Source organism: Streptomyces tailanensis (genome assembly GCF_008386495.1).
Lineage (GTDB): Bacteria > Actinomycetota > Actinomycetes > Streptomycetales > Streptomycetaceae > Streptomyces > Streptomyces tailanensis.
Map to the genome: position 1 here is coordinate 1 of NZ_VTHJ01000113.1, position 16,003 is coordinate 16,003.

A 16,003-nucleotide genomic window follows, 5' to 3' on the forward strand; every position below is an offset into this window, starting at 1 on the left:
GCGGGGGTTGAAGGGGCGCAGCCCCTGGATGGGGGCACCTCCCGCTCGAGCGAAGCCGAGAGTGGGGGGAGGGACAGGTAGGGGCGGCGGGGGCGAGAAAAATCCCAGGTCAGCCGGAGGTCATCGCGTCGCGGCACAGCAACCGCAGGGACCCGTCCCCGGCGAAACAACGCCGCGCCTCATCGAAGGGATCCCAAAGCCGCCCGTCCCAGGTACGCACCCAGTGCACCCCCTGCGCCTCAACCCACTCACCCCCGGCCCACCGCACCACCACCTCACCCCCATACGCCCCGAACCCCCGCAACACCGTCTCCACGGCGGCATACGGCGCCCCCTCCCGCCGTATCTCCTCGATCATCCGATCCACCCGCCACAGACTCTGCGCCGAGTAGTCGAGGCGCACCCGCGCCCCCTCCCACATCATCGCCACCGCATCCGCGGCCCACCGCACGGGCTTGGCCGCATGCCCGGCCCGACTCCCGAAGCCACGCTGAGAACTGACGGAACTGAATGTCTGCTGTGCGCTCACACTCGGAAGAGCGCCCTCCGCCCGGGGGATGTCACGCGATTCCGCCGCGTCCCCGACACCGGTGCAGGACCACCACACGCACCCCCAGGACACCCACAGGACCCGCTCAGAAAACGGGGTTTACACCACAGCCCCGCTAGGCCCTGTCGTCACATTCCCGTCTGCCGAGCGACGCCATGCACGCTCCCCCACTCTCGGCTTCTCCCCCACTCTCGACTTCGCTCGAGCGGGAGGTGCCCCCACCGCCGCACCGGGCGAAAGCCCAAGTACATCCAGTACGAGGGCTTTCGCCCGGCACGCCCAGAGCACGCACCTACGCGGACATCAGCCGCTACCGCGGCGGGCGCTCGGCCCGCCCTCCGGCGGACGACGGGAATGTGACGACAGGACCTAGCCCCGCCGGGCCCGCCGCGACACAACCGCCCGCAGCACCCGCCGCCCCTCCGTGGACACACTGAGCGCCTGCCGGACGCCCACCGCCCCACGCTCCGCGAGCAGCTCCAACACCACGACCTGACGCCGAAGTTCGGCGGAGACGAGGTGACCCACCCCCTCGGTACGGCCCTCCCGGCACGCCCCCACGCTCTCGGCATCCCCCTTGTCCAACGGATCGAGCAGCTGATGAATCCGCAGCGCGGCGACGGAACACACCTCCGCCCACTCCCGCAGCCCGTCAACGGACCGCTCACCGGGAACGGCGTCGAGCATCCGCCGTGCGAGCAAGACGACTTCCCCATCCTCGCCGGAAGACCCGGAGGACCCAGCGGAACCGGAAGGCGAAGCAGCCGCCGCCAGCTCACCCCGCGCCTTCACCACCCGCTCCCCCCAATCCACCCCGTCGTCCACCAGCCCGGCCCACAGCGGACGCAGCACCTCTTCATCGCCCCCGAGAAGCGGTACGCAACGGTCCAAACAAGCCAACCCGCTCGCCGCCAGACCGCGTTCGTCGGCCTGGGCGATCAGTTCCACCAGGCTCATCACGCCTCCCTCGATCTCGCTCGAACGTTACTGCGTGCGACGGCCCGGCCGTGTCACAGAGGCACGACCCCGAGCCGGTCGAGCAACCGGAAGAGGATGTTTTCAGCCAAGGGGTCCGCCGGTCCAGGTTCCGAGGTCAGTACGTCGGCCAACGGCTGCCCGGCGACGACCCGCCCCGCCTCCGCAGCCCAGGCGACGGCCCTCTCGGCGGCGTCACGGGGTTCGAGGAAGTAGTCCTCGACGTCGCCCCCGAGATACTCGGCCATGGCTCCCCGCGCGAGACAGGTGGTCCACGCCCCGCTCTCGGGCCCGGCGGCCTCGACGACCACACAGTCACTGCCCATGACGTACCCGAACAACGCGGGCGCCCCGGTCTCCAGGGCAAGCGTGTTCATGTTCCCGACATCCCCGGCATCCTCAGCGCCCTCGTCGCCACTCGGGTACTCCCACACCTGCCACCCGCCCGCCGCCGACGTACGCAACCGCATGCCTCCGGCCGCCCCGGCCAACGCGTCCAGCTCCGCGAGCGGCCGCTCACTTCGGCCCACGACGTAGTACCCCCAGTACCCCATGCCGGGAATACACCACACCCGTACGACAGTTCGCCCCCGGAATCGCACAGTCCGCCCGGTTGCGCGGAGACGGACTCACACCGAAACGGGCTCCGGCGCACGCGGACCGCTCCTCGCCTTGTCGTCCTGCATACGGGTGAGGGCCAGCACGAAGAGGATGGCGAACGCGGCGGTCAGGATCTCGAAGGCATCCGCGAACAGCACCTGCTCCATGGCCGGCTGGATCTCCTCCGCCGTCTCGGCCCCGCGGTACGCGCTCGCACTGGCCTGGTTCGCGACACCGCCGATCAGCCACAGCGTCCACCAGGCGTTGACGAGCGCGTGCGACCGGGGCTTCCCCCACGGGCTGCTCGCGTCCCAGCTGTCGAGCGCGATCCGGCGCGGGAACCAGAGGTTCACGACCGGCACGATCCAGCCGGCGATCGCCCAGCCCCGCTTCTTCCGGTGCCCGAACGGTTCGAATACCTCGGCGTTGACCCGCACCCTGTGGAACCAGATCAGCCACACGACCACGGCGGCGGGATAGGCGACCATCTGCGCGACACCGGTCAGGACGACGAACCGGTCGGCCCGGTCGACTTCGCTCTCGAGGGCGGCCCCATACTCGCCCTCCACCATCCTGTCCACCACATCGAGCAGCACGACGTCCGCCCACACTGCGGCCAGGTCGGTCAGGGCGACCACCCCGAGCAGTATCGCCACCGCCCACCCGAGCCTCACCGGCGACCGCAGCCACGCGCCGCCGTGCGGCGTCTGCACCGGCAGCGCGTTACCGACCGGCCGCTGCGGCGGCGGAGCGGGATGCAGGTCCGCCGCCTCGCACTGCCGGCACAGCTCGCCGCCGGGTACCGCGTCGTACTGGTCACAACGCGTACAGATCATGATGAGCCCCCCGTGCCGTCGCACGCGCCGAGAGGGCTCTCCCAGAACCTCACTCCCGGCACACAGAACACGCGGAAGATACGGTTCCCGGCCCCCGCCCGTCCACCGCTTTCAGCTCACCCGCCCCGCCAGCTCCCGGAACTCCGCCCAGGACATCCCCGGCTTCGCCGGATCCCACAGCTTCTGCGACAGCGCCCGCAGCGGCATGCGCACCCCGGCGGCGACCTGGGCCTCGGTCTGCCGGTCGGCGAGGTCGCACCAGACGGCGAAGACACCGCCGAGGATCTGGTCGTCGTACTGCGCGGAGACGGCGGTCGTGCCGCGCAGCACCCGTGGGGTCCACGACTCGTAGATGCGCTGCCCGGTCGGGTAGAAGAACTGGTTGGGCTCGCCGAGGACGTAGTACAGGAACTCGTCGTTGTAGTTGACGACCTGCCGCCCGGCGCTCAGATACTCGACCGGCGGCCGGGCCCCGATCTCCTTGCCGGTCCAGTACGCGACCTGGATCGCCTTGTCCGCCTGGACCGAACCGCCCCGGAAGAACCCGTCGTTCCAGGCCCGCACGGTCCGGTCGTGGCCGCGCATCACCGCGGCACGGTCGTTCAGCCAGCCGGTCGCCAGGTCCTCGACGGTCGCGCCGGCGCCGTACTTCTGCCGCGCCGCGGCGGCCAGCCGCGGATACGACGCCTCGGGGTTCGACACCATCAGCGCCCGGTACTCGTCGGCGCCGAGATGCCAGTAGCGCCCGTCGAACAGCTCGGCGTACTCGTTCAGCAGATCGTCGACGACCTCGGCGGACCGCGGGTTCGAGATGTCGACCGCCCCGCTCGCGGCGACGCCCTGCGCGTTCCTCAGCTGCAGCCCCGGGTTGCCGGCGATCACCGCCCCCAGATGCCCGGGCGAGTCGATCTCGGGGACAACCTCGATGTGCCGGCTCTCCGCGAGGGCCAGGATGTCCTTCACCTGGGCCTTGGTCAGATGCTGCTGCGACACCACCTCGGGGTGGCTCGTGGACTCGATGCGGAAGCCCTGGTCGTCGGAGAAGTGCAGGCCGAGCTGGTTGTACTTGAGGTCGCCCAGCTCGCGTATGCGGTCCTCGATCCAGCCCGCCGTGAAGTGCTTGCGGGCGATGTCGAGCATGAACCCGCGCTGCGGCTTGGCCGGCTCGTCCCGTACGACGCCCTCCGGCGCCGTACCGCCGCCGCGCACCTCCTGCTTCAGGGTGCGGGTCCCGTAGAAGACGCCCGCCTCGGCGGGCGCGGCTATCCGCACCCGGCCGTCCTTCACCGTCAGCGTGTACGCCTCCGACCCGGACCGCCCCGACCCGGTGAGCGCCAGCTCGACGTCCCCGTCCCGGGGCGCCGCCTCGCCGGCGTACGCCAGCCCCAGTTCCTCGGCGGTCAGCCGCCCCTCGTCGGCCAGCGCCTTGTTCCGGACGACGACTCTGGCCCCGTCGGAGGGCTTCCAGCCGGGGCCCCGGGCGGCCTCGTGCTGCCGTACGGCCGGAATGGTCTGCGGCTTCCGTGACAGCGGGTACGTGCGCGAGGGCGACGGAGACGGGGAGGGCGAACCGGCGAGGTCGCTCACGGAGGACCGCGACTCCGACGGCTGCGAACCGCTCGGCACCCGGGTGTCACCGCCCGGCCAGACGGTCACGGCCACGGCGACCGCGCCACCCGCCAGGGCGACACCCGTGCCGAGAAGCAACCCCTTCGAGGTGATCGCCGTCTTCCCACGGGGAGCCCGGCGTCGCCCACGGTTCACGAGGCGCTCCCGGCCCCGGTCAGCATCCGCCACATCTCAAGCACCTTTCCTCACGCCCCCTGTCTCCCGCACCTCTCTCCTCGAACTTACGACGCTCAGCCGCCCCACCCGTCCACCACAGCTACCGAAACTCTGCCGTTCGGGTGAATTTCGGGCATCGAACAGACAGCACATGACCCGCATCGATAACGTGGCGACGCATCTCGCACCACCTGCCTTGCCTACCCCTACGCACCGCCGAGGACCCACGCTGCCTCCGCACCGTCTCCCGCACCTCCCCGGCCAGGTCGCCGTACCGGAGCAGGTCCACACCCCGAGCCCCACGGCCCTGGAGCACTTCAACCACGCCCCCGCCGAGGCCGTCGAACAGACCCTCCTCACCTGCCTCCGCAGCCTCCGCTGGTCCCACCGCCTCACCGCCCACCGCCCCTACCCCGACCTCGACGCCCTCCTCGCCGCCTCCGACGAGGCCTCGTACGACCTGACGCCCGCCGACCTCGCCGAGGCCCTGGCCGGCGAATCCCTCCCGGCCCTCCCGGCGGACACCTACGAAGTCGCCCACACAGCCCTGAACGCCGCCCACGCCGCGTACGAGGCCCGCTTCGGCCACGTATTCGTGATCTGCCTCGACGGCACCCCTCCGACCGAACTCCTCGACCGCACCCTGGACGGCATCCGGTCACGATTGACAAACGATCCGGAGGAAGAACGAACAGTGACGGCAGAGGAACTACGCCGCTCGGCAAGGGGCAGGCTGACCCGCCTGCTGGGCAACTTTCCAGCCAAGGCCAAGCCCCGCTAGGGGCGCGGGGCTGTGACATCTGCGGCTCCGCCGCGGGGCGCGACAAGCCACAAACAACCCGCACCCGGCAACGAACCAGGCCCCCCACCCCAGTAGCCACCCCGCACTAACCCTTACGTGGCGCTTTGCATGCCAGTTTGATCACACCCTCATACCCGGATTAAGCCAAGCGCAGCGACGTCGCTACCATGGCCGGGGCCGGTGGACCGTACCCGGCCGGGTCAGACCGACACAGAAAGCCGGCCGGCCCCAATCCCCGCTCCCGGAGGGTTCTTCCGTGCCGGCTGGAACGCTGTACCGCGGCCGGGAAGGAATGTGGTCCTGGGTGGCTCACCGAGTCACCGGCGTCCTCATCTTCTTCTTCCTGTTCGTACACGTGCTGGACACCGCTCTCGTCCGTGTCTCCCCCGAGGCCTACGACAAGGTCGTGGCCACGTACAAGACGCCGATCGTCGCTCTGCTGGAGTACGGCCTCGTCGCCGCCATCCTCTTCCACGCGCTGAACGGCCTTCGGGTCATCGCCGTCGACTTCTGGTCGAACGGCCCGCGCCACCAGAAGACGATGCTCTGGGCCGTCGTAGGCGTCTGGGTCGTGCTGATGGCCGGAGCCCTGTACCCCGTCCTCGGCCACGCCGCTCGCGAAGTCTTCGGGGGATGATGCAGATGTCCACCACTGAAACCACCGCATCCGGCATCGGCCCCGTCGAGGGCGCCGGTGAGCTGACGGGCTACAGCCCCGAGAACCCGGCTCCCCTCATCGAGCCGCCGCGCAAGCGGACGAAGAAGACCCCGAAGGCGACCCGCGGCAACTTCGAGATGGTCGCGTGGCTGTTCATGCGACTGTCCGGCATCGTCCTGGTCGTCCTGGTCATCGGCCACCTGCTCATCCAGCTCGTCCTCGACGGCGGCGTCTCCAAGATCGGCTTCGCGTTCGTCGCGGGCCGCTGGGCGTCCCCGTTCTGGCAGGTCTGGGACCTGCTGATGCTGTGGCTCGCGATGCTGCACGGCGCCAACGGCCTGCGCACGGTCATCAACGACTACGCGGAGCGCGCGAACACCCGGCTGTGGCTCAAGGGCCTGCTCTACACCGCCACGGTGTTCACCATCCTGCTGGGCACGCTGGTGATCTTCACCTTCGACCCGAACATCCGCTAGGCACGGGGTTGCGAGAATCATGAAGATCCACAAGTACGACACCGTCATCGTCGGCGCGGGTGGCGCCGGTATGCGCGCGGCCATCGAGTCCACGAAGCGCAGCCGTACCGCCGTGCTGACCAAGCTGTACCCCACCCGCTCCCACACGGGCGCCGCGCAGGGCGGCATGGCCGCCGCGCTGGCCAACGTGGAGGAGGACAACTGGGAGTGGCACACCTTCGACACGGTCAAGGGCGGTGACTACCTGGTCGACCAGGACGCCGCCGAGATCCTGGCGAAGGAGGCCATCGACTCCGTCCTCGACCTGGAGAAGATGGGCCTGCCCTTCAACCGCACGCCGGGCGGCACGATCGACCAGCGCCGCTTCGGCGGTCACTCCCGTAACCACGGTGAGGCCCCGGTCCGCCGGTCCTGCTACGCGGCCGACCGCACCGGCCACATGATCCTCCAGACGCTGTACCAGAACTGCGTCAAGCACGGCGTGGAGTTCTTCAACGAGTTCTACGTCCTGGACCAGCTGATCACCGAGGTCGACGGCGTCAAGAAGTCTGCGGGCGTCGTCGCGTACGAACTCGCCACCGGTGAGATCCACGTCTTCCAGGCGAAGGCCGTGATCTACGCGTCCGGCGGCTGCGGCAAGTTCTTCAAGGTGACGTCGAACGCGCACACGCTGACCGGTGACGGCCAGGCCGCCGTCTACCGTCGCGGGCTGCCGCTGGAGGACATGGAGTTCTTCCAGTTCCACCCGACCGGCATCTGGCGCATGGGCATCCTGCTGACGGAGGGCGCCCGTGGTGAGGGCGGCATCCTCCGCAACAAGGACGGCGAGCGCTTCATGGAGAAGTACGCGCCGGTGATGAAGGACCTCGCGTCGCGAGACGTGGTGTCGCGGTCCATCTACACGGAGATCCGCGAGGGCCGCGGCTGCGGTCCCGAGGGCGACCACGTCTACCTGGACCTCACCCACCTCCCGCCGGAGCAGCTGGACGCCAAACTCCCGGACATCACCGAGTTCGCGCGGACGTACCTCGGCATCGAGCCCTACACGGACCCGATCCCGATCCAGCCGACCGCGCACTACGCCATGGGCGGCATCCCGACCAACGTCGAGGGTGAGGTCCTGTCCGACAACACGACGGTGGTCCCGGGTCTGTACGCGGCCGGCGAGGTCGCGTGTGTGTCGGTCCATGGCGCCAACCGTCTCGGCACGAACTCGCTGCTCGACATCAACGTGTTCGGGCGCCGCGCCGGCATCGCCGCCGCCGAGTACTCCCAGAAGGCCGACTTCGTCGAGCTGCCGGAGAACCCGGAGTCCCTGGTCGTCGAGCAGATCGAGCGGCTGCGCTCGGCCACGGGCAACGAGCGCGTGGCGGACCTCCGTCGTGAGCTGCAGGAGACCATGGACGCCAACGTCATGGTGTTCCGCACCGAGCAGACGATCAAGACGGCCGTCGAGAAGATCGCCGAGCTGCGCGAGCGCTACCACAACGTCTCGATCCAGGACAAGGGCAAGCGGTTCAACACCGACCTCCTGGAGGCCATCGAGCTGGGCAACCTGCTCGACCTGGCCGAGGTCATGGCCGTCTCCGCGCTGGCCCGCAAGGAGTCCCGCGGCGGTCACTACCGCGAGGACTACCCGAACCGCGACGACGTCAACTTCATGCGTCACACCATGGCGTACCGCGAGGTCGGCGACGACGGCTCCGAGACCGTCCGCCTCGACTACAAGCCGGTCGTCCAGACCCGCTACCAGCCGATGGAGCGTAAGTACTGATGGCTACCCCTGTTCTGGACAAGGTCGAGGCGGAGTCCGCGGCCTCTCCGTACATCACCGTCACGTTCCGCGTGCGCCGGTTCAACCCGGAGGTCGCTGCCGAGGCGACCTGGGAAGACTTCCAGCTGGAGATCGACCCCAAGGAGCGCGTCCTCGACGGTCTGCACAAGATCAAGTGGGACGTCGACGGCACGCTGACGTTCCGCCGTTCCTGCGCGCACGGCATCTGCGGGTCGGACGCGATGAGGATCAACGGCAAGAACCGCCTTGCCTGCAAGACCCTCATCAAGGACATCAACCCCGAGAAGCCGATCACGGTCGAGCCCATAAAGGGCCTCACGGTCCTCAAGGACCTGGTCGTGGACATGGAGCCGTTCTTCCAGGCGTACCGGGACGTGATGCCCTTCCTGATCACGAAGGACACCAACGAGCCGACGCGCGAGCGCTTCCAGACCGCCGAGGACCGCGAGCGCTTCGACGACACGACCAAGTGCATCCTGTGCGCCGCGTGCACGTCGTCGTGCCCGGTGTTCTGGAACGACGGCCAGTACTTCGGTCCGGCCGCGATCGTCAACGCCCACCGCTTCATCTTCGACTCGCGTGACGAGGCCGGTGAGCAGCGCCTGGAGATCCTCAACGACAAGGACGGCGTGTGGCGTTGCCGCACGACCTTCAACTGCACGGACGCCTGCCCGCGCGGTATCGAGGTCACCAAGGCGATCCAGGAGGTGAAGCGGGCGCTGATCACGCGCCGCTTCTGATCGTCTGTTCCGTACGACGCTGAGGGCCCCGCTCCTGGAAAGGAGCGGGGCCCTCAGCGTGTTGCCTCAGCTTACTGCCTCAGCGTTGCCTCAGCTTGCTGCCTCAGCCGCGCAGGACGCGACCCTGCGAGTCGGTGCGGTCGTTGCTCGTGAGGAACATGATGCCGTCGATCAGGGACCAGATGCCCAGGCCACCGCAGGTGAGCAGCTGGGCGACGCCCACGCCGACGGAACCGACGTAGAAGCGACCGATGCCCAGGCCGCCCAGGAAGAGCTGGAGAACGCCGGCGACGATCTTCGACTTGTCGGAGTACGGACGGCCCTGCGGGTCGTAGCCGAAGGGGGCGTCAGGGGTGGGGACGGTCATGAAGATTGCTCCTGGATGTACTGACTGAAAGACCGGAGCGGATTGCTCCGGGGGGAGAGTCCAGGAGGGAAGGCATGGCGAACAGCGGCACCTTCGAGCACGACGTGTCCCCCGTCATCCCCCCTGTTGCCGTTGCAGCGTATGGAGTGTTGTGGGGTGGATGGGAGGGGATTCGAGCGATCGTTCCTGTTCCGTGATCCGTTTCCAGCCAAGTTGCTACAACTAGGCGACATAAACACCACGTAAGGGATTTACGGGAACGGGAGGAGGGAAGACCGAAGGATTCAGCGAGGGTTGCGGAGGGATTCAGCGGAGGTTGCGGACCACGGTCCACGTCACCGCGATGCCCAGGATCAAGGCCTGGGTGCGGGGCCCCAGTTCGGGACGCCAGCGGCGGCCGCGCAGCCCCTCGACGCACCAGCGGCCGAGCAGCGCGAGGGCGAAGGGCGCGGTGAGCAGCAGCACCCGGTTGTCGTGCCAGGCCGCGCCGAGCTGCCCGTGCATCAGGTCGTACACCATGCGGGTGCCGCCGCAGGCGGGGCAGAGCAGCCCCGTGACATAGCGGAACGGGCACTGGGGCAGCAGATGGCCGGGCTCGTGCGGGTTGGTGCCGTACAGATACGCGGCGCCCGCCAGCCCGGCGGCGGCCACCGCGAGGGGGGCCGCCGCCGGATGCCGGAGGGCGGAGAGGCCGCGCTCAGCCACGCAGGACACGGCCGTTGGAGTCCGTGGTGTTGCTGCTGGTCAGCAGGATGATGCCGTCGACCAGCGCCCAGATGCCGAAGCCACCGCAGGTGAAGAGCTGTCCGAGGCCGAGGCCGACGTGGCCGAGGTAGAAGCGGCCGACACCGAAGGAGCCCAGGAAGAGCGAGAGGATACCGGCGACGATCTTCGACTTGTCCGAGTACGGGCGGCCGTAGGGGTCGTAGCCGTAGGGCGCGTTCGGGTCACCCGTGTACGCGCCGCCGGGTGCCGGGGGCACCTGGTAGCCGCCGCCCTGCGGGTAGCCGCCCTGCTGGGGGTAACCGCCGCCCTGGGGGTAACCGCCCTGCTGCGGGTACCCGTAGCCCGGCTGGTCGTCCGGCTTCTGGTATCCACCCTGCGGGGCGCCGTAGGGGTTCGCGCCCGGAGCCTGGCCGGGGGCGGCGGGGTACCCGTATCCGGGCTGCGGCGGCTGCGGGGGCTGAGCGGGCTGCTGAGGCTGCTCGGTCACGGTACTGACTCCTGCGCGTTGATTGCTTGAGCGGCTGAATATGGGCTGTCCGTCATATTGCAGGAGGGAAGGGCCCCGAGAGAAGTTGTTACTTCGGCCGGGCCCCACCCGACGCCCGCATGTGTGCGGAGTCACAGCCCGCTGATCAAAGCATCGCCTTGCTGAGGATGACTGCGGGCGTACGGTCGCCCTCTTAGGGGAGATAGCCGGTCCGCACTGTTTGGTTCCCGTTGCCCGGGGCCGACTCGGGAACGATGCCGACGCCGGCCACACCCACGAACAGGTCGACGTCGCGCAGGACTTCGGAGAGGACGAGCGGCGGTATCCCGTCCAACGGAACGGGGTCGACCGGATCCTGACCGTCGCGCAGCCGCATGGTGTACTCGCCGCCGTAGCAGGACGCGATGTTCTCGGGCGCGTCGATCGGATAGAAGCGCACCTGGCCGGTCCGCAGCCGCAGACAGGCGCCGGAGTCGATGGTGGGGAGTTGGAGATCATCGCGAACTTCAACGGGACCCGGGTGGTCGTGGCGTAGCCCCGCCACGGCGGGGCTGATCCGGTTTGCCACGGCCACCGAGCGAGCGGGAAGGACAGCCGACCCCAGCGCCCCTTACAACCCTCAAGTCCCCTTGCGTGTCTCCTCTGTACGCCTGTCCGGTGTGGCAGCGAAACGCCGAGAGCCTCGGCGTCCCGCGCCGCACACCCTGCCCGCCTCACATATGCGCGCACGGCCCCGGACAAGCTCCCCACAGACCGGCGCGGGCCGCCGAGCGAGGCCCCGCGCACACAGCAGGAGACGCATGTTCACGCGCAAGAATCTCCGCCCGGCTCTGGCGACGGCAACAGCCATCGCGCTGGCCGGCGGCATGGTCACCGTCACGGCGGCCCTCGCGAGCGCCGCCCCCGCAAAGTACGCCGATGACTTCAACGGCGACGGATACCGGGACTACGCGACGACGGGCGACGGCTCGTTCACCGTGACGTACGGGACGGCGACCGGTCCCGGCACCAAGTCCAAGACGTTCACGCAGAACAGCGCAGGCGTGCCGGGAACGGCCGGTGACGCGGGCGGCTACGCCGACGGGTTCGGTGAGGATCTCGCCGCCGCCGACCTCAACCGCGACGGCTACGCCGACCTGGCCGTCGCCGACCGCACTGAGAAGGTGAGCGGGAAGGCCAGTGCGGGCGCGGTCACCATCATGTGGGGCGCGAAGTCCGGGGTGGGCACCAAGGCCACGCGGCTGCCCGTCAAGGCCAAGTCCCACCTCGGGTTCGGCAACGAGTTGGAGACCGGCGACTTCAACGGGGACGGCAAGGCGGACCTGGCGGTTGCCGACGGAATCGACACCGTCCACATTTACCGGGGCGGCTTCGCCAAGACCGGTACGACAGGCAAGGTCACCAAGCACACCCTCCCGAATGTGACCGATGTCCTCGAACCCACGGGGCTCGTCGCCGGACGCGTCACCAAGGACAAGGCCACCGACCTGTACGTCCTCGGCCAGGGCTACCGCAACGACAAGATGACCCAGGACGCCTGGTTCCTGCGCGGCGGCACCACCATGAAGCCCGGCAAGGTCACGACGCTCAATAGCTCGTCCCCCGACTACAACCCGCAGGGCGTCATCGCCGACTTCAACAAGGACGGCTACGGCGAACTGGCCGTCAGCGACGTGCCGTACAACAAGTCCGCGGGGTCCGTTGTCGTCCTGCGCGGCGGCAAGAGCGGACCGACCACCAAGTACCGGCTGACGCAGGCCACTTCGGACGTGGCCACGGCGGCCTCGAAGGGCGACGGCTTCGGGATGGACCTCTCCGCGGGCGACACCAACCGCGACGGCTACCCGGACCTCGCGGTCGGCGCCTCCGGGGAGAAGGTCGGCTCGGCGACGGACGCAGGCGGCGTCCACATCCTGCGCGGCGGCAAGAAGGGCCTGACCGGCACCGGCTCCCAGTGGTTCACCCGGGCGACGGCGGGGGTGCCGGGCAGCCCCACGGCCGGCGAGCAGTTCGGGCTCTCCATCCGCCTGCGCGACCTCGACGGCGACGGCGACAAGGATCTCCTCGCCTCGGGAGGCTGGGCCGGCCCGAGCCTGTTCTTCCGCGCGGGCACCTCCGGCATCACGACCGACTCCGTGACGGAGCTGAACCTGCGGCCGAGCTTCCCGCAGTAACGAGACAGCGCGGCGGCAACTCCCGGCCCACACCGCCCGGCGGCCGAGGGCTTCACGCCTTCGACCGCCGGGCGTCTGCCTTGTGGCCCACGGATGCCATTCGGCTTGCGTACGGCTCACGGTGACGGGCTCCCAGCGACACCTACGCGCTCGGAGCCCGCCACTCCGCCCAAACCTCCTTGCCTCCGCCATTACGACGCCCATTGACAACGAGGCAGTGCCCCCACTCGTCGGCACAGGCCCGCAGCAGCCACAGCCCACGCCCACTCTCGGCGTCGAGCCCCGGCCCCGGCCTCTCACGCGGCGGACACGGGCTGCTGTCCCACACACTGAGCCGGAACCTGCCGTCGGCGTGTCCCAGCCGCACGGCAACCGGATCCCTTGTACAGGCAAGGGAGTTGGTGACCAGCTCGGAGGCGACGAGCTGGGCGTTGCCGAGGACGGTGGGGTCGGTCCGGTAGCGGGTGAGTACGGCCCGGACGTGGTCGCGGACGATGCCGGGACCGAGGGGGTGTATGTGGGATTCGGAGGCTGTACTCCCAGTCGGTGTCGAGCGGCAAGTTCGCGGAGTGGTTGTTCAGGGCTAGTTCGGTCATGGCCGTAACTCCCCGTTGAGGTACGGGGGTTGGGTAGTTGGCGTGACACTGAAGGTAGAGGATTCGGAGTAGGGTTACTACTCGATCCGTTAAACCGCTACCCCTTCGAGTGAAAGGACGGCACCATGCCGCCAAGGGCAGCAGCGACCGTACGGCAGCAGCGTCTGGGCGTTGAGCTGCGGAAACTGAGGGAGCGAGCGGGGTTGACCGCCCGCGAGGCGGGCGAACTGCTGAACGTCAACGCGGCGCGCATCAGCTCCATCGAGGCCGGGCGTTTCGGGGTGAGCGTGGACCGGATTCGCATGTTCGCCCACAGCTACGGCTGCTCCGACGAGCCGTACATCGAGGCACTGGCCTCCATGACCGCCGGACGCGGCCGCCACTGGTGGGACGAGTACCGCGAGAGCCTGCCCTCAGGCCTTCTCGACCTGGCCGAGCTGGAGCACCACGCGACAACGATCCGCACAGCCCAAGTAGCCCACGTTCCAGGCCTGTTCCAGACCGTCGACTATGCGCGCCTGATCTTCCGGCAGTCCATCCCGAAGCTGTCCCCGCCCGAAGTCGAATACCGCGTCACCCATCGCATCAAGCGGCAGGGAATCCTCTACGGCGCCCACCCGACCCCGTACACCGCGATCACCCACGAGGCCGCCCTGCGGATGCGGTTCGGCGGCCGGGACGTCACGCGTGAGCAGCTGGAACACGTCCTGGAGATGAGCGACCTCGACCACGTGACGGTCCTGGTGATCCCGTACGACGCCGGCATCTTCCCCGGCGCCGGCCAGACCGTCCTCTACGCCGAGGGCCCTGTCCCGCGACTGGACACCGTACAACTCGACGCCGAACATGGGTCCGTATTCCTCCACGCCGACCTCCAGCTGGAGAAGTACCGCACCTTCATGACCCGTTTCGAGGCGGTCGCCCTCAAGGAGCCCGCTTCCAGAGACTTGATCCGCAAGATCATCGCCGACCTGTGAAAGGCTCCGTAGTGTCCACCCTCCACTGGCAGAAGTCGTCCTACAGCAGCGAGGGAAACAACTGCCTCGAACTCGCCACCACCCCCAACGGAACGATCCACCTCCGCGAGTCGGACACCCCAACGGTCACCCTCACGACCCTCCCCGCCCCGGCCCTCACTTCCCTCCTCGCCGCCGCTCGCCAGGGCATATCCAAGACATAGTTGAACGCATCGCCAGACAGATACGCGTGTGACTCGTGCGATGGGCGGGACTCCAGCTACAGACTGACGCCATGGCAAACCGCGCACTCCTGAAGAAGACCGCCGCCACACTGGCGGCCGCCGCAGCAGTGCTGCTCGCGATACCTACCACCGCCTCCGCGACGCCGAGCCCGTCCGCTCCGCACGGCACGTTGGTACGGGAGAACTTCAACCGCCTCCCCCTCGGCCCGGTCACACAGGGCCCCGGCTGGACCACCGACACGTCGAACGGCACCCTGACCGTCGAGCCCAGCGCGAGCGGCCACGGCCGCGAACTCCGCCTCCGCACCGAGGGCAACGGCCGCACCTTCCTGGTCCTGTCCAACCTGGCCCCGCCCGGCAACAGCTTCTGGGCCCGCCTCCGTCTCCGCGTGACCGAGTTCCCCACGGCCCCCGACTGGGCCCACTGGACCCTCGCGGAGGCCTCCGGATCCGACTCGCCCACCCTGGTCCGCCCGCTCGGCGGCCAGTACGCCCCGACGGACAAGGGGAACTTCTGGGGCGTCGGGTCCGACCTTGGCCCCACTGGCGACTGGACCGCCTGGAAGACCTCGGCCCCGGCCGTCGCGGGTGAGTGGCAGTGCGTGGAGTTCCACCTGGACGCGACGGACAACCGCGTCACGGTCTACCTGGACGACGTGGAGCAGACCGATCTGACCGTCTCGACGAAGAACCACGGGGGGACATCGGACGACTTCGTCTTCCCCACCTTCGACACGCTAAAGCTGGGCTGGCAGCTGTACCAGGCGAACCCCGCCCCGGCGTCGTTTGAGATGCGGCTGGACGACATCGCGGTGAGCAGCCGCCGGGTAGGCGGCTGCGATGCCTGACACACGCCGTCAGGCCCATCCCCTACGCTCACGTCCGGCTCCGATTGCAGCGTGATGCCCTCGGCATCCTCGGCCCCGCCCTGGACCGCCCCACAGTCGACAAGTCGGCCAACTCCGATGGCTCCGAACTGCCACGCTGTCCTGCCTTCATCCGCTGACGTTGTCGTCAACTACTGCCGTCATGACGCAAAGCGGCCCCCTGCAGGCGACCACGTGCCGGGGGCCGAGTCTTTGCACTTGGACGCGTCGTTAGATGGAAGGCTAAATCGGCTCGCCCGCCACTCCACTGAATCCAACGAGGCCGTTCCTCTTCGCCATATTATTGATCAGAAACTCATGGGGTTCTCGTCCAGGACGTAGCGGACGTGCGGGCCGCCGAAGTAGCCG

The 16,003-nt window shown here is 68.8% G+C and carries 19 protein-coding genes; 9 read left to right on the forward strand and 10 right to left on the reverse strand.

Annotation, left to right across the window (positions count from 1 at the left end; all coding sequences use genetic code 11):
• Positions 1-109 precede the first annotated feature (109 nt).
• The 5 genes from F3T56_RS43945 to F3T56_RS43965 form a co-directional block, all read right to left on the reverse strand.
• Positions 110-451, reverse strand: a complete 342-nt coding sequence (locus F3T56_RS43945) for a hypothetical protein (protein ID WP_342787066.1) — start codon at positions 449-451, stop codon at positions 110-112.
• A 468-nt stretch (positions 452-919) separates the two neighbouring features.
• Positions 920-1,507 (reverse strand): hypothetical protein, encoded by a 588-nt coding sequence (locus F3T56_RS43950; RefSeq protein ID WP_149831068.1) that lies wholly within the window; start codon positions 1,505-1,507, stop codon positions 920-922.
• 53 nt (positions 1,508-1,560) lie between these two features.
• Positions 1,561-2,079, reverse strand: coding sequence for a hypothetical protein (locus tag F3T56_RS43955; protein ID WP_149831069.1), 519 nt, complete (start codon positions 2,077-2,079; stop codon positions 1,561-1,563).
• 75 nt (positions 2,080-2,154) lie between these two features.
• Complete coding sequence (locus F3T56_RS43960) at positions 2,155-2,961, reverse strand: DUF4328 domain-containing protein (protein WP_149831070.1); 807 nt, start codon at positions 2,959-2,961, stop codon at positions 2,155-2,157.
• A gap of 111 nt (positions 2,962-3,072) precedes the next feature.
• A complete protein-coding gene (locus F3T56_RS43965) occupies positions 3,073-4,725 on the reverse strand; it encodes a beta-N-acetylhexosaminidase (protein WP_425473746.1) in 1,653 nt (550 codons plus the stop codon).
• A 172-nt stretch (positions 4,726-4,897) separates the two neighbouring features.
• Here F3T56_RS43965 and F3T56_RS43970 point away from each other — a divergent pair, with 172 nt between their 5' ends.
• The 5 genes from F3T56_RS43970 (at position 4,898) to F3T56_RS43990 (ending at position 9,217) form a co-directional block, all read left to right on the forward strand.
• Positions 4,898-5,527 (forward strand): 2-oxo-4-hydroxy-4-carboxy-5-ureidoimidazoline decarboxylase, encoded by a 630-nt coding sequence (locus F3T56_RS43970; RefSeq protein ID WP_149831071.1) that lies wholly within the window; start codon positions 4,898-4,900, stop codon positions 5,525-5,527.
• A 277-nt stretch (positions 5,528-5,804) separates the two neighbouring features.
• A complete protein-coding gene (gene sdhC / locus F3T56_RS43975) occupies positions 5,805-6,185 on the forward strand; it encodes a succinate dehydrogenase, cytochrome b556 subunit (RefSeq protein ID WP_149831072.1) in 381 nt (126 codons plus the stop codon).
• Between the two features lie 5 nt (positions 6,186-6,190).
• Positions 6,191-6,682: a succinate dehydrogenase hydrophobic membrane anchor subunit gene (locus F3T56_RS43980; protein ID WP_149831073.1), complete on the forward strand. Its 492-nt coding sequence runs from the start codon at positions 6,191-6,193 to the stop codon at positions 6,680-6,682.
• Between the two features lie 19 nt (positions 6,683-6,701).
• On the forward strand, positions 6,702-8,456 hold the full coding sequence (sdhA, locus tag F3T56_RS43985; RefSeq protein WP_149831074.1) for a succinate dehydrogenase flavoprotein subunit: 1,755 nt from the start codon (positions 6,702-6,704) through the stop codon (positions 8,454-8,456).
• Positions 8,456-9,217 carry a succinate dehydrogenase iron-sulfur subunit gene (locus F3T56_RS43990; RefSeq protein ID WP_149831075.1) on the forward strand — a complete coding sequence of 254 codons (762 nt, stop codon included), beginning with the start codon at positions 8,456-8,458 and terminating at the stop codon, positions 9,215-9,217. The genes sdhA and F3T56_RS43990 overlap by 1 nt, the downstream gene beginning before the upstream one ends.
• Before the next feature lie 103 nt (positions 9,218-9,320).
• Here the strand turns inward: F3T56_RS43990 and F3T56_RS43995 are convergent, their stop codons facing one another.
• From F3T56_RS43995 to F3T56_RS49955, 4 genes are all read right to left on the reverse strand, one after another.
• On the reverse strand, positions 9,321-9,584 hold the full coding sequence (locus F3T56_RS43995) for a TM2 domain-containing protein (protein WP_149831076.1): 264 nt from the start codon (positions 9,582-9,584) through the stop codon (positions 9,321-9,323).
• Positions 9,585-9,890: 306 nt separating this feature from the next.
• Positions 9,891-10,289: a DUF2752 domain-containing protein gene (locus tag F3T56_RS44000; RefSeq protein WP_149831077.1), complete on the reverse strand. Its 399-nt coding sequence runs from the start codon at positions 10,287-10,289 to the stop codon at positions 9,891-9,893.
• Positions 10,282-10,797: a TM2 domain-containing protein gene (locus F3T56_RS44005; protein ID WP_149831078.1), complete on the reverse strand. Its 516-nt coding sequence runs from the start codon at positions 10,795-10,797 to the stop codon at positions 10,282-10,284. Before F3T56_RS44005 ends, F3T56_RS44000 begins: the two co-directional genes overlap by 8 nt.
• 193 nt (positions 10,798-10,990) lie before the next feature.
• Positions 10,991-11,371 carry a hypothetical protein gene (locus tag F3T56_RS49955; protein ID WP_342787067.1) on the reverse strand — a complete coding sequence of 127 codons (381 nt, stop codon included), beginning with the start codon at positions 11,369-11,371 and terminating at the stop codon, positions 10,991-10,993.
• 226 nt (positions 11,372-11,597) lie between these two features.
• Here F3T56_RS49955 and F3T56_RS44015 point away from each other — a divergent pair, with 226 nt between their 5' ends.
• Complete coding sequence (locus tag F3T56_RS44015) at positions 11,598-12,971, forward strand: FG-GAP and VCBS repeat-containing protein (protein ID WP_149831079.1); 1,374 nt, start codon at positions 11,598-11,600, stop codon at positions 12,969-12,971.
• A gap of 142 nt (positions 12,972-13,113) precedes the next feature.
• Here F3T56_RS44015 and F3T56_RS44020 read toward each other — a convergent pair whose 3' ends face one another.
• Positions 13,114-13,488 (reverse strand): ATP-binding protein, encoded by a 375-nt coding sequence (locus F3T56_RS44020; protein ID WP_342787068.1) that lies wholly within the window; start codon positions 13,486-13,488, stop codon positions 13,114-13,116.
• A gap of 204 nt (positions 13,489-13,692) precedes the next feature.
• Between F3T56_RS44020 and F3T56_RS44025 the strand changes: the two genes are divergently transcribed.
• The 3 genes from F3T56_RS44025 (at position 13,693) to F3T56_RS44035 (ending at position 15,616) form a co-directional block, all read left to right on the forward strand.
• Positions 13,693-14,544, forward strand: coding sequence for a helix-turn-helix domain-containing protein (locus F3T56_RS44025; RefSeq protein ID WP_149831080.1), 852 nt, complete (start codon positions 13,693-13,695; stop codon positions 14,542-14,544).
• Positions 14,541-14,747 carry a DUF397 domain-containing protein gene (locus tag F3T56_RS44030; protein ID WP_246204765.1) on the forward strand — a complete coding sequence of 69 codons (207 nt, stop codon included), beginning with the start codon at positions 14,541-14,543 and terminating at the stop codon, positions 14,745-14,747. Before F3T56_RS44025 ends, F3T56_RS44030 begins: the two co-directional genes overlap by 4 nt.
• Positions 14,748-14,818: 71 nt before the next feature.
• Positions 14,819-15,616, forward strand: a complete 798-nt coding sequence (locus tag F3T56_RS44035) for a hypothetical protein (RefSeq protein WP_149831081.1) — start codon at positions 14,819-14,821, stop codon at positions 15,614-15,616.
• Positions 15,617-16,003 lie beyond the last annotated feature (387 nt).